Origin of the sequence: Thiemannella venezuelensis, from assembly GCF_014203605.1 — a bacterium.
Classification (GTDB): Bacteria; Actinomycetota; Actinomycetes; order Streptosporangiales; family Streptosporangiaceae; genus Planomonospora_A; species Planomonospora_A venezuelensis.
In genome coordinates this window covers 75909-97359 of the sequence record NZ_JACHJJ010000013.1, presented here as the reverse complement: position 1 = coordinate 97359, position 21451 = coordinate 75909, and the positions used below count along the sequence as shown (strand labels likewise).

At 70.9% G+C, this 21451-nt stretch carries 18 protein-coding genes; 9 read left to right on the top strand and 9 right to left on the bottom strand.

Annotated elements, in window-relative coordinates:
- Nucleotides 1-357: 357 nt before the first annotated feature.
- Nucleotides 358-741 (bottom strand): PaaI family thioesterase, encoded by a 384-nt coding sequence (locus tag FHS22_RS19855; protein ID WP_260408115.1) that lies wholly within the window; start codon nt 739-741, stop codon nt 358-360.
- Between the two features lie 110 nt (nt 742-851).
- Between FHS22_RS19855 and polA the strand changes: the two genes are divergently transcribed.
- The 5 genes from polA to coaE all read left to right on the top strand — a co-directional run bounded on the left by polA (nt 852) and on the right by coaE (nt 7841).
- Nucleotides 852-3557 (top strand): DNA polymerase I, encoded by a 2706-nt coding sequence (gene polA / locus FHS22_RS19850; RefSeq protein ID WP_184943715.1) that lies wholly within the window; start codon nt 852-854, stop codon nt 3555-3557.
- Nucleotides 3558-3668: 111 nt separating this feature from the next.
- The gene (locus FHS22_RS19845) at nt 3669-4784 is read left to right on the top strand and encodes a polysaccharide deacetylase family protein (RefSeq protein WP_338047837.1); all 1116 of its coding nucleotides are present in this window, start codon (nt 3669-3671) and stop codon (nt 4782-4784) included.
- Nucleotides 4785-5018: 234 nt separating this feature from the next.
- On the top strand, nt 5019-6506 hold the full coding sequence (gene rpsA, locus FHS22_RS19840; protein ID WP_184943714.1) for a 30S ribosomal protein S1: 1488 nt from the start codon (nt 5019-5021) through the stop codon (nt 6504-6506).
- A 233-nt stretch (nt 6507-6739) separates the two neighbouring features.
- Entirely contained in the window at nt 6740-7198 is a 459-nt protein-coding gene (locus FHS22_RS19835) for a GNAT family N-acetyltransferase (protein ID WP_184943713.1), read from the top strand.
- 49 nt (nt 7199-7247) lie between these two features.
- Nucleotides 7248-7841 carry a dephospho-CoA kinase gene (coaE, locus tag FHS22_RS19830; RefSeq protein WP_184943712.1) on the top strand — a complete coding sequence of 198 codons (594 nt, stop codon included), beginning with the start codon at nt 7248-7250 and terminating at the stop codon, nt 7839-7841.
- Nucleotides 7842-7953: 112 nt separating this feature from the next.
- Here the strand turns inward: coaE and FHS22_RS19825 are convergent, their stop codons facing one another.
- The 3 genes from FHS22_RS19825 to FHS22_RS19815 all read right to left on the bottom strand — a co-directional run bounded on the left by FHS22_RS19825 (nt 7954) and on the right by FHS22_RS19815 (nt 11717).
- Complete coding sequence (locus FHS22_RS19825; protein WP_184943711.1) at nt 7954-8724, bottom strand: sporulation protein; 771 nt, start codon at nt 8722-8724, stop codon at nt 7954-7956.
- A gap of 67 nt (nt 8725-8791) precedes the next feature.
- On the bottom strand, nt 8792-10048 hold the full coding sequence (locus FHS22_RS19820) for an SPFH domain-containing protein (protein ID WP_184943710.1): 1257 nt from the start codon (nt 10046-10048) through the stop codon (nt 8792-8794).
- Between the two features lie 4 nt (nt 10049-10052).
- Nucleotides 10053-11717: an SPFH domain-containing protein gene (locus tag FHS22_RS19815; RefSeq protein ID WP_260408105.1), complete on the bottom strand. Its 1665-nt coding sequence runs from the start codon at nt 11715-11717 to the stop codon at nt 10053-10055.
- 149 nt (nt 11718-11866) lie between these two features.
- On the opposite strand from FHS22_RS19815, the gene uvrB reads away from it, so the two are divergent.
- Both uvrB and FHS22_RS19805 read left to right on the top strand, forming a co-directional pair.
- A complete protein-coding gene (gene uvrB / locus FHS22_RS19810) occupies nt 11867-14005 on the top strand; it encodes an excinuclease ABC subunit UvrB (protein ID WP_338047836.1) in 2139 nt (712 codons plus the stop codon).
- The gene (locus tag FHS22_RS19805) at nt 14002-14562 is read left to right on the top strand and encodes a hypothetical protein (protein WP_338047835.1); all 561 of its coding nucleotides are present in this window, start codon (nt 14002-14004) and stop codon (nt 14560-14562) included. Before uvrB ends, FHS22_RS19805 begins: the two co-directional genes overlap by 4 nt.
- A 55-nt stretch (nt 14563-14617) precedes the next feature.
- Here the strand turns inward: FHS22_RS19805 and FHS22_RS19800 are convergent, their stop codons facing one another.
- The 5 genes from FHS22_RS19800 to FHS22_RS19780 all read right to left on the bottom strand — a co-directional run bounded on the left by FHS22_RS19800 (nt 14618) and on the right by FHS22_RS19780 (nt 18950).
- Nucleotides 14618-15208 carry a Uma2 family endonuclease gene (locus tag FHS22_RS19800; RefSeq protein ID WP_184943709.1) on the bottom strand — a complete coding sequence of 197 codons (591 nt, stop codon included), beginning with the start codon at nt 15206-15208 and terminating at the stop codon, nt 14618-14620.
- 64 nt (nt 15209-15272) lie between these two features.
- Complete coding sequence (locus tag FHS22_RS19795) at nt 15273-15926, bottom strand: hypothetical protein (RefSeq protein ID WP_221473846.1); 654 nt, start codon at nt 15924-15926, stop codon at nt 15273-15275.
- A 113-nt stretch (nt 15927-16039) separates the two neighbouring features.
- Nucleotides 16040-16642 carry a DUF4126 domain-containing protein gene (locus tag FHS22_RS19790; protein ID WP_184943708.1) on the bottom strand — a complete coding sequence of 201 codons (603 nt, stop codon included), beginning with the start codon at nt 16640-16642 and terminating at the stop codon, nt 16040-16042.
- Between the two features lie 235 nt (nt 16643-16877).
- Nucleotides 16878-18035, bottom strand: coding sequence for a ScyD/ScyE family protein (locus FHS22_RS19785; protein ID WP_184943707.1), 1158 nt, complete (start codon nt 18033-18035; stop codon nt 16878-16880).
- A gap of 174 nt (nt 18036-18209) precedes the next feature.
- Nucleotides 18210-18950: an acyltransferase gene (locus FHS22_RS19780; RefSeq protein WP_260408104.1), complete on the bottom strand. Its 741-nt coding sequence runs from the start codon at nt 18948-18950 to the stop codon at nt 18210-18212.
- Nucleotides 18951-19109: 159 nt separating this feature from the next.
- Here FHS22_RS19780 and FHS22_RS19775 point away from each other — a divergent pair, with 159 nt between their 5' ends.
- Nucleotides 19110-20780: a CTP synthase gene (locus FHS22_RS19775; protein ID WP_184943706.1), complete on the top strand. Its 1671-nt coding sequence runs from the start codon at nt 19110-19112 to the stop codon at nt 20778-20780.
- The gene (locus tag FHS22_RS19770; protein WP_184943705.1) at nt 20777-21415 is read left to right on the top strand and encodes an NUDIX domain-containing protein; all 639 of its coding nucleotides are present in this window, start codon (nt 20777-20779) and stop codon (nt 21413-21415) included. The genes FHS22_RS19775 and FHS22_RS19770 overlap by 4 nt, the downstream gene beginning before the upstream one ends.
- The last annotated feature ends 36 nt before the right edge of the window (nt 21416-21451 follow it).

Below are 21451 nucleotides of genomic sequence, written 5' to 3'. Positions count from 1 at the left end.
CGGGTGGAGACGGCTGGTAGAGATGACCGGTGGCGATGACCGGTGGAGATGACGGAGCCGGGACCACGCGCTCTGGTGGGGCCGCGCGATCCCGGCCGCGCCGGCGGGCACGGGCCCGGGGGAGACCTTTGGCGCCGTGCGGAGCTTCCCCGACCCCGCACGTTTTCTACTCGGTCTCCCCGCGGGCGCCGATGCCGCTCGCGGTGACTTCCTTACCCCTCCCCGCACAGGGGGAATCCTGCGCGGGGTCCTGGAGCCCCTACCGCCGCCTCCCGTCCGGGAGGCGGGGCCCTGTCCCACTATAAGCAGGCGATCCGCGTCACGGAGGGTATTCCCGCGCGGACGGGCGGTGGGCGGTCAGGCGTCGCGGAGCATGCAGGTGAGCCGGGAGGTGCAGACGCGGCGGCCCTGCTCGTCGGTGATCTCGATGTCGTAGGTGGCGAGCGTCCGGCCGCCGTGCGCCCGGGTGGCCACGCCGGTGACGTATCCGGAGGTGGCCGAGCGGTGGTGGGTGGCGTTGATCTCGATGCCGACGGCGATGCGGTCGGGGCCGGCGTGCAGGGCCGCGCCGGTGGAGCCGATGGTCTCGGCGAGCACGCAGGAGGCGCCGCCGTGCAGCAGGCCGTACGGCTGGGTGTTGCCCTCGACGGGCATCCTGGCGACGACGCGCTCGGCGCTCGCCTCGATGAGCTCGATGCCCATCCGCGCGACGAGGGTGTTCTGGTGCGCCGTGCCGAACAGCTCCTGGAAGGCGGCGTCGCCGGGACCGGTCAGAGTCAAGGGGGTCTCCTGTCGTGCTGGTGTCGCGGGAGGTCCGGTTTTCTGTCGTACCAGGAGACTAGGCTTCTGCTGTGCCGAAGAGCGAAGCGACCCCCACCCGTCCGTGCCTCCTGCTGCTGGACGGCCACTCCCTGGCCTACCGGGCGTTCTACGCGCTGCCGGAGGACAACTTCTCCACCTCGACGGGGCAGAAGACCAACGCGGTCTACGGGTTCACGTCGATGCTGGTCAACGTGCTCCGCGACGAGCAGCCGACCCACGTGGCGGTCTGCTTCGACCGGTCCGAGCCGACCTTCCGGCACGAGGAGTACGCCGACTACAAGGCCAACCGGAGCGCCAGCCCCGACAGCTTCCGCAGCCAGATGAGCCTGATCCACGAGATGCTCGACGCGCTGCGCGTGCCGCACCTGTCGCTGGCGGGCTACGAGGCGGACGACCTGATCGCCACGCTCGCCACCCGGGCCGCGGAGCAGGACATGAACGTGCTGGTCGTCACCGGCGACCGCGACGCGCTGCAACTGGTCGACGAGCGGATCACGGTGCTGATGACCCGGGTCGGGATCAGCAACATGACCCGGTTCACGCCCGAGGCGGTCCTGGAGAAGTACGACCTCACCCCGGCCCAGTACCCCGACTTCGCCGCCATCCGCGGCGACGCCAGCGACAACCTGCTGAGCATCCCGGGCGTGGGGGAGAAGACCGCCGCCAAGTGGATCCGCGAGTTCGGCTCGCTGGAGGAGCTGGTCGACCGGGTCGACGAGGTCAAGGGCAAGGTCGGCGAGAAGCTCCGCGACAACCTGGGCCAGGTGCTGATGAACCGCCGTCTCACCCAGCTCATCCGGGACGTCCCGCTGGAGCGGCAGGTGCCGGATCTCACGATCGGCCAGTGGGACCGCGGGGAGATCGACAAGATCCTCGACGCGCTGGAGTTCCGGGGCGAGATCCGCGACCGGCTCTTCAAGACCCTCGGTTCGCCCGAGCCGGAGGCCTCCGACGGCTTCGAGGTCGAGGTGGCGGTCCTGGGAGCCGGCGAGGTGGCCGGGTGGCTGGACGGGCTGCCCGCGGGGCGGGCCGGGCTGGCCTTCACGGGCGTGCACGCCGGCGGCACCGGCCGGATCGACGGCGTCGCGATCGCGGCGCCGGCAGGCGAGGACGGCGGGCGGCGGGCGGCGTTCGTCGACCCGGCCGGCCTGACCGAGGGCGACGAGGCGGCGCTGCGCGCCTGGCTGGGCGACGAGGCGAAGGCCAAGGCCGTGCACGACGCCAAGGGCTCGATGCTGGCGCTGTGGGCGCAGGGGATGGACCTGCGCGGGCTGTCGTGCGACACGGCGCTGGCGGCCTACCTGGCGACGCCGGGCCAGCGCTCCTTCCCGCTGGAGGACCTGGTCCGGGTCTACCTCAGGCGGGAGCTGCGCGGCGAGGCCGCGGCGGACGGCCAGACCAGCCTCTTCGACGACGCCGACGCCGACGCCGCCCGCGACCTCGCGCTGCGGGCGGCGGCCGTGCGCGACCTCGCCGAGGCGCTGGAGGCGTTCCTGGAGCCGCTCGGCGGCGTCCGCCTGATGCGGGAGGTGGAGCTGCCCCTGCTGACCGTCCTGGCGGAGATGGAGCGCACCGGCATCGCCGCCGACCGCGACCACCTCAACGGGCTGGAGGAGGAGTTCCGGGCGGCGGTGAAGCAGGCCGTCGAGGCCGCCCACGCCTCCGTGGGCGAGCAGTTCAGCCTCAACTCGCCCAAGCAGCTGCAGGAGATCCTCTTCGTCAAGCTGGCGCTGCCCAAGACCAAGAAGATCAAGACGGGCTACAGCACCGACGCCGAGCAACTGGCCTGGCTGGCCGCGCAGACCGAGCACGAGCTGCCGACGATCATGCTGCGCCACCGCGACCAGGACAAACTGCGCACCACCGTCGAGGGCCTGATCAAGGAGATCGCCGACGACGGCCGGATCCACACGACGTTCGAGCAGACGGTGGCGGCGACCGGGCGGCTGAGCTCCAAGCAGCCCAACCTGCAGAACATCCCGATCCGCACCGCGGAGGGGCGGCGGATCCGGCAGGGATTCGTGGTCGGCTCCGGTTACGAGACGCTGCTGACGGCCGACTACAGCCAGATCGAGCTGCGCATCATGGCGCACCTGTCCGGCGACGAGGCGCTGATCGCGGCCTTCGCGTCCGGGCACGACTTCCACCAGGCGACCGCCGCCCGGGTCTTCGGCATCGAGCCGGCCCAGGTCGACGGCGAGATGCGGGCCCGGATCAAGGCGATGAACTACGGCCTGGCCTACGGCCTGTCGGACTTCGGGCTGGCCGCGCAGCTCGGCATCCCGGTCGCGGAGGCCAGAGGCCTGAAGAACGAGTACTTCGAGGAGTTCGGCGGCGTCCGCGACTTCCTCAACGCGATCGTGGCCCAGGCCCGGCAGGACGGCTACACCGAGACCATCATGGGCCGCCGCCGCTATCTGCCCGACCTCAACAGCGACAACCGGCAGCGCCGCGAGATGGCCGAGCGGATGGCGCTCAACGCGCCCATCCAGGGGTCGGCGGCCGACATCATCAAGGTCGCCATGCTCCACGTGAGAGGCGCGCTGCGGGATGCGGGGATGGGCTCCCGGATGCTGCTGCAGGTCCACGACGAGCTCGTGTTCGAGGTGGCGCAGGGAGAGCTGGAGACCCTGCGTGAGCTGGTGTGCGAGCGGATGAACGCGGCGTACGCGCTGCGCGTCCCGCTGGAGGTCTCCGTGGGCGTGGGCCGCACCTGGGAGGACGCCGGCCACTGATGTCGAGTGCCGTGCCCGTCCGGTTGTGACGGCGGTTGCCGGAGTGGTCTGGCTTGTCTGAGTCTGTTCTAGGGTGGACGGAGCCGGAACCAGAACGGGCACGGGAGTTTTGTGCGGAGTCCAACCCTTCTCACGCAGATCGTCATGGTGGCCAACGCCGTGGTCCTGGTCGTCGCCGTCGGGGTGCTCCTGGTCCTGCCCACCCCGGAGGAGCCGGCCGCCCGGCACACCTCGGCCTCCGCGGGGGCCTCGGGCGGCCCCAAGGGCCCGGCCGCGCCGCCCGAGGCCGAGCTGCCCTCCGCCGACCTGCCTCCGGCGGTCGTGGCGACCCCGGAGTTCGCCCGGCAGGTGAAGGCCAACGAGGCGGGGCTGGTCCCCGTGCTGATGTACCACCGGATCGTGAAGAAGCGGCGGGCCTCCATCGACCGCACCCCCGCGCAGGTGCGCGGGGAGATGGAGAAGCTGGCCAGGGACGGATACGTGCCGGTCACCGCGCGAGAGTTCGTCACCGGGCGGATGGACATCCCGGCCGGGAAGCACCCGGTCGTGCTGACCTTCGACGACGGCCACTCCAGCCACTTCGCGCTGGACGAGGCGGGTGTGCCGGTGAAGGACACCGCGGTCGGCATCATCTACCAGGTCGCCGAGAAGTACCCGGACTTCCGGCCCGTCGCCACCTTCTGGGTGAACCGGCAGCCGTTCGGCCTGCAGAAGCGGGCCGACCAGGCGCGGGCCGTGCAGTGGCTGGCCTCGCGCGGGTTCGAGGTGGCCAACCACACCTGGAGCCATCCGTACCTGCCGGGGCTGTCCAGGAAGCGGATCGCCGAGCAGCTCGTCCGGGTCGAGCGGATGCTCGGCGAACTCGGCGCCGGCCCGTCGGAGACGCTGGCGCTGCCGTTCGGCGCGATGCCGGGGGCCAGGTCCACGGTGCAGCGCGGGAAGTGGGACGGGACTCCGTTCAGGTTCAAGGGCGTCTTCCTCGCCGGTGCGCAGCCGTCGGTCTCGCCCTTCACCGAGGACTACGACTGGCGGGCCATCCAGCGCATCCAGAGCAACGGCAAGAAGGGCGAGTGCCGCAGGTGGTGCTCGCAGTACTGGCTGGAGTGGCTGAAAAAGCACCCCGATCAGCGCTACACCGCCGACGGCGATCCCGAACGCATCTCCATCCCGGGCAAACTTCGGGGTAATATCAGCTCCAAGCGGAGACAGCAGGTCAACGCGTATTGACCGCGCCTGCCGTCGTTTTCGCCCCCGGGTGGTCTCCGGTGACGCCTGTCTCCGGATTGACCAGGCCCGTCTGGTCTCATATGCTGATCGCTGCGCTGTGGGCTCGCGCGCGTCTCGGACGGAGTGGGCTCGCGCTCGATCACGTCGATGAAAAAATCCTTCGGCTGAACGATTCAAAGGCCTGCCGCGCGTTCGCCACATCGACATCTGTCCGCGTTCGGAGCAATTCCACACATGACGAGCAGCACTGAGGCCACCTCGAGCACCCCGCAGGTAGCGGTCAACGACATCGGGTCCGAGGAAGAGTTCCTCGCCGCGATCGACCTGACCATCAAGTACTTCAACGACGGCGACATCGTCGAGGGCACCGTCGTCAAGGTCGATCGAGACGAAGTTTTGCTCGACATCGGCTACAAGACCGAGGGTGTCATCCCCTCGCGCGAGCTCTCGATCAAGCATGATGTCGACCCGGCGGACGTCGTCGAGGTCGGTGAGCACGTCGAGGCCCTGGTCCTCCAGAAGGAGGACAAGGAAGGCCGTCTGATCCTGTCCAAGAAGCGCGCCCAGTACGAGCGCGCCTGGGGCACGATCGAGAAGATCAAGGACGAGGACGGCATCGTCACCGGCACCGTCATCGAGGTCGTCAAGGGCGGCCTCATCCTCGACATCGGCCTGCGCGGCTTCCTCCCCGCCTCCCTGGTCGAGATGCGCCGTGTCCGCGACCTGCAGCCGTACGTCGGCCGCGAGCTCGAGGCGAAGATCATCGAGCTGGACAAGAACCGCAACAACGTGGTTCTCTCCCGCCGCGCCTGGCTGGAGCAGACCCAGTCCGAGGTCCGCCAGACGTTCCTCAACACCCTCCAGAAGGGTCAGGTCCGCAAGGGCGTCGTCTCCTCGATCGTCAACTTCGGCGCCTTCGTGGACCTCGGCGGCGTCGACGGCCTGGTCCACGTCTCCGAGCTGTCCTGGAAGCACATCGACCACCCGTCCGAGGTCGTCGAGGTCGGCCAGGAGGTCACCGTCGAGGTCCTCGACGTGGACATGGAGCGCGAGCGCGTCTCCCTGTCGCTCAAGGCGACGCAGGAAGACCCGTGGCAGCAGTTCGCCCGCACCCACCAGATCGGCCAGGTCGTGCCGGGCCGCGTCACCAAGCTGGTGCCGTTCGGCGCGTTCGTCCGCGTCGAGGAGGGCATCGAGGGCCTGGTCCACATCTCCGAGCTGGCCGAGCGCCACGTCGAGATCCCCGAGCAGGTCGTCCAGGTCGGCGACGAGATCTTCGTGAAGATCATCGACATCGACCTCGACCGCCGCCGGATCTCGCTCTCGCTCAAGCAGGCGAACGAGGGTGCGATGGGCGCCGACGTCGAGTTCGACCCCACGCTGTACGGCATGGCGGCGACCTACGACGACCAGGGCAACTACATCTACCCCGAGGGCTTCGACCCGGAGACCGGCGAGTGGCTCGAGGGCTTCGACAAGCAGCGCGAGGAGTGGGAGCGGCAGTACGCCGAGGCCCAGACCCGCTTCGAGGCGCACAAGAAGCAGGTCGAGGAGGCCCGCAAGGCCGAGGCCGAGGCGGGCGAGGAGGCCCCCACGTCCTACTCCGGCGAGACCCCCTCCACCAGCTCCAGCAGCGGCTCCAACGCTCCGGCGGCGGGCGCCCTCGCCTCCGACGAGGCTCTCGCGGCCCTGCGCGAGAAGCTCGCCGGCGGTCAGAGCTGAGCCTGCACCGCAGAGGTTCCGCGCCGCTGGGAGGCCCCGTGCCTCACCAGTCCGGAACCCGCCCGGTGAGGCACCGGTAGTCCCTGAAGGGCCCCGCTCCGGCGGGGCCCTTCCCCTTTTCCCGCCCGGGCTCCTCCGCGCCCGCCTTCCCCGCTCCACCCCTTCCCCGGGTCATTCCCCGGGCCCCCTTCCCGCCGCCGCCGGGTCCTCCCCGCCTCCGCTAGGGTGGCGCCGTGGCGGACATCGAACGGGCCGGGCCCGGCGACGCGGGCGAGATCCTGACCGTGCAGCGCGCGGCCTACGTGAGCGAGGCCCAGCTCTACGGGGACCCGTTCATCCCGCCCCTGATCGAGCCGGTCGAGCAGGTGCGCAACGCCATCGAGACCGGGACCGTGCTCGTCGCGCGCGACGGCGGCCGCATCGTCGGCGCGGTCCGGGGCCGGCTGTCCCGGACGACCTGCCTGGTCGGGCGGCTGGTCGTCGCACCGGACCTGCAGGGCCGGGGGATCGGCGGGGCGCTGCTGGCGGCCCTGCACGAGCAGGAGGCCGCGGCGCTCGCGTTCGACCTGTTCACCGGCCACCTGTCGGACGGCAACCTGCGCCTCTACCGGCGGCACGGCTACCGCGAGACGCGCCGGGAGCGGATGAGCGACCACCTCACCCTGGTGCATCTGCGCCGGGAGACCGCGTGACCGCGTCCGGGGTCCCCCGGACGCCGGCCGTACCCGTATGCTGCGGATCATGCTGAAGGTGGGACTGACCGGCGGGATCGGGTCCGGCAAGAGCGAGGTGTCGCGGAGGCTGTCGGCCCGGGGCGCGATGGTGATCGACGCCGACAAGATCGCCCGGGAGGTGGTCGAGCCGGGGACCGAGGGGCTGGCCAGGGTCGTCGCGGTCTTCGGGGACGAGGTGCTCCGCCAGGACGGCACGCTCGACCGGGAGAGGCTCGGCTCGATCGTGTTCGCCGACTCCGAGAGACTCGCCGCCCTCAACGCCATCGTGCACCCCCTGGTCGGAGCCAGGGTCGCCGAGCTGCAGAGCCGGGCGGACGAGCACGCGGTCGTCGTCTACGACGTGCCGCTGCTGGCGGAGAACGGACTCGCCCCGATGTACGACGTGGTGGTCGTCGTCGACGCGGCCGACGAGGTGCGGCTGGCCCGGCTGGTCGGGGTGCGCGGCATGACCGAGCAGGACGCCCGCGCCCGGATCGCGGCCCAGGCAGCCCGGGAGGACCGGCTGGCCGTCGCCGACGTCGTCATCCCCAACGAGGGCTCCCTGGAGGACCTGGACGCCCGCGTGGACGACCTCTGGGCCGAGCTCTCCGCGAGGACCTGACCCTTTTCGGAGGGCCGGGTCTCCACGGTCCCGCCCGCCGCGGAGCGGCCGGAACAGGCCGACGGCCCCGCTCCGGCACTGAAGCCGGGGCGGGGCCGTACGACGGGGAGGGTCAGAACCAGCCGCGCTTGCTGGCCATCGCCTGCAGGCCGCCGCGCAGGGCCTGGTCGGCCTGGGCGGGGTTGTCGGTGTAGCGGACCGTGAAGCGGCTGTAGGTGTCGTGGCTGCCGCCGAAGGCGCCGCGCTTGTCGGCCTCCAGGATGACGTCCATCGCGTTCGGCCCCGAGATGAAGGTCAGCTCCAGCTCGTTGAAGTGGCGGCCCCAGTCCGGGCCCGCGTAGTACTCGATCTCCTGGAAGAACGGCATCGTCGAGCCGTGCAGGGTGCCGCGCTCCAGGTCGGCCTTCTTGAAGCGGAAGCCCAGGCCGTCCAGGGCGCGGATCACGTAGTCCTGGGCGGGCAGCGGGTTGACGAACAGCGGGTCGAGGTCGCCCTTGTCGAGCGCGCCGGCCAGGGCGAGCTCGGTGGCGACGCCCAGCTGCATGCCGCGCAGCGGGTGGCCGCCGATGGCGCTGATCGGGGTCTCCCACGGGACCTGGATCTCGAAGGGGGTCGAGTGCGCGGCGCCGCCTGCGAGGTGGAACGGGCCCGCGACCTGCTGGCGCAGGAAGCTGTAGGTCGTCTTGTACTCGTTGTCGCCGCTCTCCACCTCCACGACCGCGGTGAAGTCGATGAAGATGCCCTCGACCTTGTAGTCGCTGCTGCTGCTGCGGAAGTTGACCTGCCCGCGCAGGGTCTCGCCGGGCCGGACGTTCGAGTTCTGCAGGACCGTGTCGACCTCGACACCGGCGCCGAACGCGGCCTTCAGCTTGCGGAACACCATCGAGAGACTCCCAGAGGTTGAGAAGGTTTTTCAGTGGTCGTGAATCAGTGGGATGTTACGGAGTTGATCAGCGGTCTGCGCTGTGTTCAACGGAAGAGCCCGCCCGGCCGTTCCCGCCGCCGAGCTGCGGCAGGATCTGCGCCATGAGCAGGGTGGACAGCGCCGAGGAGTCGCCCTGCGCGCCCGCGGTGCGGACGACGACGGGGCGCGGCGCGCTCTCGGCGAGCCGGGCGCCGACGTCCAGGCGGCGGCGGGCCAGCTCGTACTGGAGCACGGCGCGGTTGTCCCGGTAGGACTCGGCCAGGCGGCGCAGCGCCTTGGCCTCGTTCTCGGCCGAGGTGAGCTCGGCCCTGCCCCGGGCCTCGATCTCCCAGCGCACCCGCTGGGCCTCGGTCTCGTGCTCCTCCAGCATGCGGGCCACGTCCTTGCGCGCGGTGTTGGCGGCGGCTCTCACCTCGACGATACGCGCGTCCCGGGTCTTCTTCGATCGTTCGATCTCCATGAGCAGCGTGTCGATCCTGCGCTTGCGGGTGAGCTCCCACTCCCGCTCGAAGGCCGACATCTCCTTGGCGACCTTCTCCCTGGTCGCCAGGTGCTGCTGGTAGGCGTCGGGCAGCTGCACGTCGGGGATGTTGGCGCCGGTGATCCGCACGCCGTACCGGCCGAGCTGGCGGTTGAGGGCGTCCTGCATGTCGCCCACGTCGGAGCCGCGCAGGTCGTAGGCGCGCTCGGTGTTCACCAGGCGGCTGCGCTGGCGGATGGCGTCCTGCACGGCGCTGCTGAGCACGAGGTCGAAGTTGCCCGCGCCGATCGTCCGGACGAAGGCCACCGGGTCGACGATGCGGAACTTCAGGAAGAACTCGATCGACTTCAGCGGCACGTTCTCCGCGGTCGGGCAGGCCACGATCGGCGCCGAGTAGGGGATCTCGGTGGAGGTGTCCACCACCGCGTCGACCCGGTCCCACGGCAGCCACAGGTAGTGGCGGCCCGGGGGCAGGACGCCGGTGATCGCCCCCCACCGGCTGCGCACGCCGGTGGTGCCCTCCTCGATCTCGATGATGGCCCTGCGCCAGAGCCAGATCACCGCGGCGAACAGGAAGAACACCGCACCGGCCCCGGCCAGCAGGCCGAGGGCGCCGCCGGCGGACACCGCGGTGCCGGCCAGGTAGACCGAGAAGAACAGCAGCGTCACCCAGGCGAAGCCGCGGCGGTCCTTGGGGATGACCACCGGGACGAGCTGGCCGGACTCGCCGCCGCGCAGCAGCTGGCGGATGTCGGACCAGGCCGCCAGGGACTCCTTGATCTTCGAGAACTCTCTGCTCATGTCCTCAGGCCTCTTCCTGCGCGGCACGCGGCACGGCGATCTCGACGGTGTTCTCGACGGTGTTCTCGGCGGTGTTCTCGGTGGGGGGCTCGCCGGAGTCCGGGGCGGTGCGCGGGACCGTCCCGGAGGAGGATCCGGCGGCGGCCGGGTTGAGCAGGGCGGAGATCTCCGCCTCGCGCTCGCCGACGCGCTTGCCGATCTCGGTGATCCGGGCCCGGATCGCGGCCATGTCCGCATCCGAGAACAGCGCGGTCTCGCGGCCGCCGACGAGCTGCTGGGCCAGGGCCAGCAGGTCGATGTCGACGGTCTCGCCGACCTGGACCACGCGGGGCAGGTGCGAGGCCACGGACTCCAGCTTGTCGAGCAGGTCCTGCTGGAAGCGGTAGTCCAGGATCTCCGGCGCCTCGGCGGCGCTCAGCGCCCTGATGTCGAGCGCCTGGGCCTCCAGCAGCGCCGCGTTGGCCTTGGCGGTGGACTCCGCCTCGACCAGCCGCTGGCCCGCCTGCGCCTTGGCCTGGTGGGAGGCGCGCTCCAGCGCGGTGTCCATCCGGGCCTGGTAGCCGGCGATCTCGGCGTGGATGGCCGACAGCTGCTCCTGCAGGCCGGCGAGCTCCTTGACCAGGTCGCCCTCGTTCTGCTCCTTGCGGAGCTGGAGCTCGTACTCGTAGGTGTAGGCCTCCTTGGCCACCCGGATCATCTCCGGGGCGGCCAGGTCCATCCGGTACTCCTGGCTGGAGGGTTCGGCGTGGGTGATGTTCACGTCGGTGAGCCGTACGGCGGGCAGGAACTGCTGGTTGAGGCTCTCCAGCATGCCGAGCGTGCTCTCGCCCACCAGGTCGTAGATGTCCTCGGCCCGCTGGGCGTAGATCAGGGAGCGGGTGACCTCGCTGATGGCGTTCTGCAGCTTGGCCTGGAAGCCGCCGACCGAGCCGAGCACGAAGATGAACTCGGCCGGGTCCTCGATCCGGAACTGCAGGAACAGGTCCACGCTGGCCTTGACGCCCTGCTGGGTCGGGGCCTCGCGGATGGGGGCGTTGAACGGGTACTCGCGGGTGGTGTTGACGATGTAGCTGACCCGCTTCCACGGGTTGAGCAGCGTCACCCGGCCCGGCTCGGCGATCTGCACGAGCTTGCCGAACTTGGTGATCAGGGCCTTGCAGCCCTCGGGCACCATCACCACGCTCCGCCGCCACCACAGGAACGCGGCGGCCAGCACCAGGACGGCCCAGTAGTGCGGGCCGAACAGCGCCCGCGCGCCCTCCGGAAGCCCGGTGGCGACCAGGCCGACCACGCCGAGCAGCGCCAGCACGACCAGCGGGACGACCACGCGGGCGGTGGTCCCCTTGGGGATCACGACGGGGGAGATCACGTGGACCGCCTCGCCGTTCTGGCCGCGCTCGCTGAAGCTCCGGTTGATGATCTCGCCGGCCTCGTTCAGCGACGCGCCGCGGGCCTCGATGACCGTGCCCGTGGAGACGCCCTGGTCGCGGGCCGCGAGGAAGTCGGAGGGGTTGAGCGCGAAGCCCTTCTCGCCGGGTGCCTGCCCGGAGAACTGCCCCGCGACCTGGCCGACGGCCTGCCCGACCGCCTGGCGGGGGTCACCGCCCTGCGCGATCGCCTGGGCCGCCGCCGTGGCCGCCTGCCGGACGGCCTCTCTTGGCCGGGACATCACACCTCCGAGATGGTCATGCACTGAAAGCCCGATATGTCACTCATGGCGAGAGTAGGTACGTGTGAGAGTAAAGAGCATCTGGCTTGCGGGTCACTTGCCGAACGGTTGAATAAAGATTGTCGGTCCTGCCGCCTACAGTGGGACAGGTGAGGCCGGTAACAGATTTGCAGCGCAAGGTGGCCCCCTTCGAGGTCATCACGGACATGGTCCCGTCGGGAGACCAGCCAGGGGCGATCGCCGAGCTGGAGCGGCGCATCAGGGCGGGGGAGAAGGACAACGTCCTGCTGGGCGCCACGGGCACCGGCAAGACCGCCACGGTCGCCTGGCTGATCGAGCGGCTGCAGCGCCCCACCCTGGTCATGCAGCCCAACAAGACGCTCGCCGCGCAGTTCGCCAACGAGCTGCGCGAGATGATGCCCAACAACGCCGTCGAGTACTTCGTCTCCTACTACGACTACTACCAGCCGGAGGCGTACGTCCCGCAGAGCGACACCTACATCGAGAAGGACTCCTCGATCAACGACGAGGTCGAGCGGCTGCGGCACTCGGCGACCAACTCCCTGCTCACCCGCCGCGACACGATCGTGGTCGCCTCGGTCTCGTGCATCTACGGCCTGGGCACCCCCCAGGAGTACGTCGACCGCATGGCCCGGCTCCGCGTCGGCATGGAGGTCGAGCGCGACGACCTGCTGCGCCGCCTCGTCGACATGCAGTACACCCGCAACGACCTGGCCTTCACCCGCGGCACGTTCCGGGTGCGCGGCGACACCATCGAGATCATCCCGAAGTACGAGGAGCTCGCCGTCCGGATCGAGATGTTCGGCGACGAGATCGAGAAGCTCGCCACCATGCACCCGCTGACCGGCGAGGTCATCACGGAGGACGAGGAGCTCTACATATTCCCCGCCTCCCACTACGTCGCCGGCCCCGAGCGCATGGCCGGCGCCGTCCGGAGCATCGAGGACGAGCTCGCCGGGCGGCTGGAGGAGCTGGAGCGCCAGGGCAAGCTGCTGGAGGCCCAGCGGCTGCGCATGCGGACCACCTACGACCTGGAGATGATGCACCAGATCGGCACCTGCTCCGGCATCGAGAACTACTCGCGCCACATGGACGGCCGGGCCGCGGGCAGCGCCCCCAACACCCTGCTCGACTACTTCCCCGAGGACTTCCTGCTGGTCCTGGACGAGTCCCACCAGACCGTCCCGCAGATCGGCGCGATGTACGAGGGCGACGCCTCCCGCAAGCGCACCCTCGTCGACCACGGCTTCCGCCTGCCCTCGGCGCTGGACAACCGCCCGCTGAAGTGGGAGGAGTTCCTGGAGCGGATCGGCCAGACCGTCTACCTGTCGGCCACCCCGGGACCGTACGAACTGGGCAGGGCCAAGGGCGAGGTGGTCGAGCAGGTCATCCGGCCGACCGGCCTGGTCGACCCCGAGGTCGTCGTCAAGCCGACGAAGTCCCAGATCGACGACCTGGTCCACGAGATCCGCACCCGCACCGAGAAGGACGAGCGGGTCCTGGTCACCACCCTGACCAAGAAGATGTCCGAGGACCTCACCGACTACCTGCTGGAGCTGGGCATCAGGGTCCGCTACCTGCACAGCGAGGTCGACACCCTGCGCCGCATCGAGCTCCTGCGCGAGCTGCGCAGCGGCGAGTTCGACGTGCTCGTCGGCATCAACCTGCTCCGCGAGGGCCTCGACCTGCCCGAGGTGTCGCTGGTGGCCATCCTCGACGCCGACAAGGAGGGCTTCCTCCGCTCGGAGACCTCGCTCATCCAGACCATCGGCCGCGCCGCCCGCAACGTCTCCGGCCAGGTGCACATGTACGCCGACCGGATCACCCCCTCCATGGAGCGGGCGATCGAGGAGACCAACCGCCGCCGGGCCAAGCAGGTGGCCTACAACGAGGCCCACGGCATCGACCCGAAGCCGCTCCGCAAGAAGATCGTCGACATCCTCGACTCGCTCACCCGCGAGGACGCCGACACCGCCCAGCTCCTGGGCGGCAGCGGCCGCCAGCAGTCGCGCGGCAAGGCTCCGGTCCCCGGCTTCGCGGCGCAGCGTCCATCGCGCGCCTCCGGCACGACAGCGGCGGGCCAGCACGCCAAGGCCATCGCGGGGGAGATGCCCCGGGCCCAGTTGGAGGAGCTGATCGGGTCGCTCACCGAGCAGATGCACCAGGCCGCCGCCGACCTGCAGTTCGAGGTCGCCGCCCGGCTCCGCGACGAGATCAAGGAGCTCAAGCGGGAGGTCCGCGACATGCGCGAGGCGGGGGTCACGTGAGCAGGTGCACCGGGTGCGGGTGCCGGGAGTACGGCGGAGCTCCTGACTGCACCCGCTGCCTGGCCCTCCTCGACGGCCTCGTCGAGGAGGGCTGGCGCGGCTTCCTGCGGCGCGGGTTCGGTACGGCGGAGCCGTCTCCGGAGGAGGAGGCGGCGATCGCCGGGATGGTCGCCGAGGAACCGGACCGGCACGACTGGCGGGTCGTGGACGCCGCCCTGGACCGGCTGGCGTGCACCGGGTGCGGTTCGCGGCTGGGCCGCGGCCCGCGCGGCTGCCCGCCGTGCGACCTGGCCGACGGATTCCGCTACTCGGCGGTCGAGACCGACCGCCCCGGAGTCCCGCCGGGCAACGAGCACGCCGTCCGGGTCGGCGTCTCCGTGCTGCGCGCCCCGCACCGGCAGTCGCCCCACGCGGTGCTGGGCTGGCGCGTGGGGCTGCCCGTCCTTCTGGAGGGCTTCCTGCCGACCACGGCGCAGGCCCAGGCCATGCGCGCCAGGATCAACGCCGGGGCGGCCTACGAGGAGCTGGAAGGGATCTGGGAGATCGCCGGCGGCTGACAGGGGCCTCGCCCCGTTCACCCGGGGCACGCCCGGCGTGGGATGCGCAAGAGCCTCAGCGGGAGATGAACCCGCTGAGGTCGAGGTCGATGTCCACATCGAAGCCGATGTTCGTCCGGAGCCGTTCGCGGTGGATCCCGGTGGGGACATAGGCCTTCACGGCCGGCTCCAGCTCGAAGGTGTAGGCGACCGGTCGCTCGTCCTCCTGCTCGATCCGCCAGAGATATCTGATGCCCGCGTTCGAGTATTTGACGGGTTTGGTGGTCCGATCCCGCTCCATGGACTCGGGGGAGACCACCTCGACGACGAGATGCACATCCTCCGGTTTGAAGGACGTCACGCGCAGGCTCGTCAACGCGGCCCTGTTGACGACGACAACGTCGGGATCAGGGCGCTGTCGCAAGCCGAGAGTCACAGTCATCTCTCGCATGACGATGAGATCTGCGGGCGGCTTGATTCCACGTTCCTCGTCGATCAACAGGTTGATGACGAACATGTGGAAGGCCGACTGCGGCGACATCATGATGAGAGACCCGTCGATCAGTTCGACGCGCCGGGGTGCATCCGCGGGGAGGTGGTCGAGCATGTCGGCCGTCCATCCGCCGGGCGGACCCGGATAGAACCACTCGGGCAATGCCGTGGTCATCCCTGACCTCCTCCATGGCGATGAGATCGACACTGCGTGTCCATCATGCCACAGACGGTAGTCGTCAGCGGGGCTCTTCCGGGCGGGCGCGGTCGATCATCGTGCGCTGGTAGAGCTCGTCGATCTGGTCCAGGGGGTCGGCGACCGGGGCCGTGCGGCGGGCCTCGATCTCCAGGTCGGTGCGGCTCTGGATCTCGTCGATGCCGCTGGCCGTGTGCGCCATCTGGTCGTTCATCAGGTCGGCGCGGATCCGGGCGCAGGCCCTGGTCAGCTTGGCGTGCTGCTCGCGCAGGCGGGCCAGCGCGGCGTGGTCGACATAGGCGGAGACGCGGCTCTGCTGGGCGTAGCGGCTCAGCTGGGCGTCGAGCTGGTCGGCGTGCGAGCCGATCTCGGCCACCAGCTGGGGCAGCTCGCCCAGGCCCCAGCCGCCCTGCAGGGCGTGGTCCACGGCCTGGCGGGTGATGGAGACCTCGCGGCGCAGGTCCAGCCGCATGCGCTCGGCCTCGCCGGCGTCGCCGGGATCCATCGCGGCCACGTGGGTGACCGCCCGGGTCGCCACCTTGCGGGCCTTCTTGGTGGCCTTCTTGCCCACCTTGACCAGCAGGTAGATCCCGGCCCCTCCCAGGATGAGGAGGAACAGCAGGACCACCAGGGCGATGGTGATGATAGTGCTGATCGGAGCCACCTCCCGGTGGGGTTCGTCGGGTCCTTCGAGCATATCCCGCATGCCCGCATGCCCGTGGTTTCCGGACATCCGGGTAACGGGCCGCCCCCGCCGCGGGTTCCCGCCGGCCGGTGGTCCCTGCGCGGGCGCCGGAGCGCCGCCGGAGGTCAGCCGGGACGCGCCCCGCCGCGGCCTCGCATGCGGCGGCGGCGCCGTACCCTCCGCAGCAGCCACCAGGCGAGCAGGGCCAGCCCGGCCACCACCACGAGGATGAGGACCGGCAGGAAGACCGCGACCAGGCTGATGCCGAGCGAGCCGGCGTCCTCGACCGTGCTCACGACCGGCGCGCCGACTCCGGCGGTCGAGGCGTTGACCACGGGCCTGGCGGTGGTCTTCATCACGTGCACGGCCAGCGCGACCCCGATGCCGAGCACCCAGCCCGCCCAGGGGTGCTCGCTCATCCAGGTCGAGCCGTCGAGGCGGGCCGCGGCCTCGGTGGCGCTGAACACCACGCCGCCGGAGGCCGGGCGGACCACCGTCTGGATCATGTCGTTGACGCTGTCGACCACGGGGACCTTGTCCAGCACGACCTCGGCCAGGAGCAGCACGCCGACGATGGCGAGCACCCAGCCGTTCGCCAGCCAGGCGAACTCCTGGGGCAGCCGTACCTGGTCGGTGACGTTGGCCAGCAGGCCCACCACCAGCAGCGGGATGTAGGCGTTCAGCCCGGCCGCGGTGGACAGACCCAGGCCGGTCAGGGCGGCGAGCATCGCACCTCCGTCGTTTCTCTCGACCACTTCAACGATTCCCGGGCGGGGAGAGATCCCGCCGGCGCGGGGAGATCCGGCGGGAGCCGGTGGCGGAGAAGGGAGCCGGACAGGTGGGGGCGGGACGGATCGGGCGGGGACGATGAGGGGAGGCGGGGCGGGGACCGGAGTCCGGTCCCGGAACGGCGCGAGGGGCGCGCCCAGGCCCGGGCGCGCCCCTCGTTCCTCCCCTGCGGGGTCACTCCGCGACGGGAATCCGGAGCACCTCGCCCTTACCGGGCACCATGGCCTTGTCTGCTACGTAGACGGCACCGTCGGGGCCGACGGCCACGCCGAGGGGGGTGGTCAGCCTGCCGGGCTCGAGGAGTTCGGTGCGGGCGCCGTCGGGCTCGATCCGGTAGACGGATGTCCTGGTCATGTGGTCGGCGGGGATCGGCCCGACCGAGCCGAGGACGACCAGCCGGCCCTGGGCGTCGAAGGCCACGTCGGCGACCGTGGTGAAGCCCTTCGCCGCGACGGTGACCTTGCCGCCCTTCAGACGGAAGACTCGGGCCGAGCCCTCGGGGTTGGGGAAGCCGCCGTGCTCGGCGACGTAGAACGCGCCGTCCGGGCCCGCGGTGATGCCCATCGGCACGGACTGCATCGGGATCTTGCTGCCCTTGGGCATCTTGAGCTCCGGCGGGGCCGCCACGGAGCGGGCGCGGAAGACCGCCTCGGTGCTGACCTTCCCCTTCGCGCTCACCCGCAGCACCGTGTTGCCGCCGGTGTCGGTGACCAGCGCGCCGCCGCCGGGCAGCGGCGCGACGCCGAACGGGTAGGAGTCGACCGCGCTGCCCTTGTCCTTGCGGTCGGGGTCGTGCCTGGTCTCGTGGGCGGCCAGGTCGGCGGCGGAGAGGCGCTTGCCGCCCGCCGAGAGGGTCAGCAGCGTGCCGAGGGTCCTGGCCTTGGGGCCGAGCTTGGCGCGGAACCTCGTGTCGCCCGAGAAGCCGATCGTGACCAGCAGGTCGCCCTCGCCGGTGAGCGCGACGTCGTGCGGACCGAGGGCGAACGGGCCGCTGGCCGCCGAGGGCAGCCCCTTCACCAGCACGGAGGTCTTGCCGTCCTTGAGCGTGCTGATCCGGCCGGTGAGGCCGAAGCAGATCTTCTCCGCCTTCTCGCCGGGCGCCGCGGGCGGCGTGGCGCACCTGATCTTCCCGCCGTGTCCCGACTCGGCGATGTACAGGGTGCCGTCGGGGCCGAAGGACAGCCCGCGCGGGCTGTCGAGTCCTTTGGCGACGACCTCGAAGGCCCCGTCGGCGGTGCCTGCCGCCGCGACGGGCGCGGCCGTGACCGCCGATACCGCGATTCCCGCCACAGCCACCGCCAGCAGCCGCCGGCCGGCACGAACTCCGCTCACCAGGGTCTCCTCAGGAAGGTGCTCCGCCTCTGGGCCGGCGGGGCCGTACAGCGGAGAAGCTACGAGCGGCGTGATCGCTCCGGCAAGGGATGTCCGCCCGGATCAGTCCGGCGCGGCGGCGAATTCCGTCGCGCGGGGGAGACCGTCTCCGCCGCGCAGCGGATGCGGGAGGGATCAGACCGCGTCGAGCGCGGGGCGGTCCGGGACCTCGGTCGCGGCGAGCGCCGTCACGGGAGGCTCCCCGGCGGCGGGGCGGGTGCCGTTGAGGTGGGAAGCGTCGAGGTGGGGCGACTGCCAGCCCTCGCCGGGGGTGTACCGGCGGACGACCTTGGCGGGGACGCCCGCGATCACGCTGTGGTCGGGGAACTCGCCGCGGACCACCGCCCCGCCCGCGACCACGCACTGGCGGCCGATCCGGGTGCCCGGAAGGATGATCGCGCCGGTGCCCAGCCACGAGCCCGAGCCGATCGAGACCGCCTTGTTGCGCGGCCACTGGCGGCCGATCGGCATCTCGGGGTCGTCGTAGACGTGGTTCTGGTCGGTGATGTAGACGTACGGGCCGGTGAACACGTGGTCGCCGATGTCGATCGACTGGTGGCCGACGATGTGGCTGCCCCGGCCGATCGAGCAGCTCCCGCCGATCCGCACGATCGGGTCCGGGCCCAGGTCCACCCCCGGCCCCATGCCCGCGGAGATGGAGACGCGCTCGCCCACCAGGGTGTGCTCGCCGATCTCGATCCAGGCCTCGCCGAAGATGGCTCCGACGGGGAACGCGAGGCAGACGCCCTCGCCGAGACGGCGGAAGCGGTAGCCGGCGGGATTGGCCGGGCTGACCGTGCCGGCCGCGCGGATCGCGTTCCAGCCACGGTGAATGAGGGTGCCGGCGGCACGCCGTACCACGCCACGAAGCGACATAGACGCTCAAGTTACTCTCTGGTCAGCTAAGAGCGGAACGCGGGGGCAGGGGGGTGTACGGGCACCTCGCGGGCGCGGTTTGATATTCTGAGAGCCCGTGGACCTGTAGGCCGCCCAGCAGGGTGCGCCGACTGATCTGTCACGACCACGGGAGACTCCTTGCGCAGCGCCGCACACACCAAGCATCTGTTCGTCACCGGCGGCGTCGCCTCCAGTCTCGGAAAGGGACTGACGGCCTCCAGCCTGGGACGCCTGCTCAAGCTGCGTGGCCTCCGGGTCACCATGCAGAAGCTCGACCCCTACCTCAACGTCGACCCCGGGACGATGAACCCGTTCCAGCACGGCGAGGTCTTCGTCACCGACGACGGGGCCGAGACCGACCTCGACGTCGGCCACTACGAGCGCTTCCTCGACACCGAGCTGCACGGCTCGGCCAACGTGACCACCGGCCAGATCTACTCCAGCGTGATCGCCAAGGAGCGGCGCGGCGAGTACCTCGGCGACACCGTCCAGGTCATCCCGCACATCACCAACGAGATCAAGGACCGCATCCGGTCCATGGCCGGCCCCGACGTCGACGTGGTCATCACCGAGGTCGGCGGCACTGTCGGCGACATCGAGTCGCTGCCCTTCCTGGAGGCCGTCCGCCAGGTCCGCCACGAGGTCGGCCGCGACAACGTGTTCTTCCTGCACGTCTCGCTGCTGCCGTACATCGGGCCGAGCGGGGAGCTGAAGACCAAGCCGACCCAGCACTCGGTCGCCGCGCTGCGCAACATCGGCATCCAGCCCGACGCGATCGTGCTGCGCTCCGACCGCCCGGTCACCAACGCGATCAAGCGCAAGATCAGCCTCATGTGCGACGTCGACGAGGACGCGGTGGTGTCCGCCGTCGACGCGGCGAGCATCTACGACATCCCCAAGGTCCTGCACTCCGAGGGCCTGGACGCCTACGTCGTGCGCCGCCTGGGCCTGCCCTTCCGCGACGTGGTCTGGAAGGAGTGGGAGCAGCTGCTGCGCCGGGTGCACCACCCGGCCAAGGAGGTCACCGTCGCGCTCGTCGGCAAGTACATCGACCTGCCCGACGCCTACCTGTCGGTCACCGAGGCGCTGCGCGCGGGCGGCTTCGCCAACGACGCCCGGGTCAACATCCGCTGGGTCAAGAGCGACGACTGCGAGACCCCCGAGGGCGCCGGTCGCGAGCTCGACGGCGTCGACGGCGTGGTCATCCCCGGCGGCTTCGGGGTGCGCGGCATCGAGGGCAAGCTCGGCGCGGTCCGCCACGCCCGCGAGAACCGCATCCCGCTGCTCGGCCTCTGCCTCGGCATGCAGTGCATCGTCATCGAGGCCGCCCGCAACCTGGCCGGCATCGAGGACGCCGGCAGCACCGAGTTCGACCCCGACACCGCCCACCCGGTCATCTCCACCATGGCCGACCAGGAGGACGTGGTCTCCGGCGAGCGCGACATGGGCGGGACCATGCGGCTGGGCCTGTACACCGCCAAGCTCGCCGAGGGCTCCCTCGCGCGCCAGCTGTACGGCAAGGCCAAGGCGGACGAGCGCCACCGGCACCGCTACGAGGTCAACAACACCTACCGCGAGCAGCTGGAGAAGGCCGGCCTGGTCTTCTCCGGCCTGTCGCCCGACGGCCGCCTGGTGGAATACGCCGAGCTGCCCACCGACGTGCACCCGTTCTTCATCGGCACCCAGGCGCACCCCGAGCTCCGCTCCCGGCCGACCCGCTCGCACCCGATGTTCAAGGGCCTGATCGGCGCCGCCCTCGCCTACGCCGACGAGCGCGGCACCGTCGCCAGGGCGGGGCGCGGCAAGTGAGCGACGCGGGAAGCGGCGCGGCCCGGGAGGTCCGGGACGTCCCCGAGGAGTGGAAGGTCGTCTCCACCACCCGGCACTTCGGCGCCCGCGTCATCTCCGGCGTCACCGACGCGGTCGTCATGCCGGACGGCGACGTCGTCGACCGCGACTACGTGACCCATCCCGGGTCGGTGGCCGTGGTCGCGCTGGACGAGCGGGGGCGGGTGCTGCTGATCCGGCAGTACCGCCACCCGGCCCGCCGCCTGCTCTGGGAGCTGCCCGCCGGGCTCCGGGACGTCGAGGACGAGCCGCTGCAGGTCAACGCCGCCCGAGAGCTGGCCGAGGAGGCGGGCTACCGGGCCGCGACCTGGCACACCCTCGTCGACGCCTTCACCTCGCCCGGCATGACGGACGAGAGGACCCGGATCTTCCTGGCCAGGGACGTCAGCCCCATCCCCGCCGCGGAGCTGGACTACGTGCGCCGGCACGAGGAGGCCGACATGCCGGTGGCCTGGATCCCCCTGGCCGACGCGGTCCGGCGCGCCCTGGACGGAATGATCCACAATTCCCAGGCCGTGGCCGGTATCCTCGCCGCATACGCCGCCTCGGCGGACGGTTTCGCCTCGCTGCGGCCCGCCGACGCACCGGAGGCATGACGGGAGGACACCCTGAGCGAGACGGAGGCCGCGCAG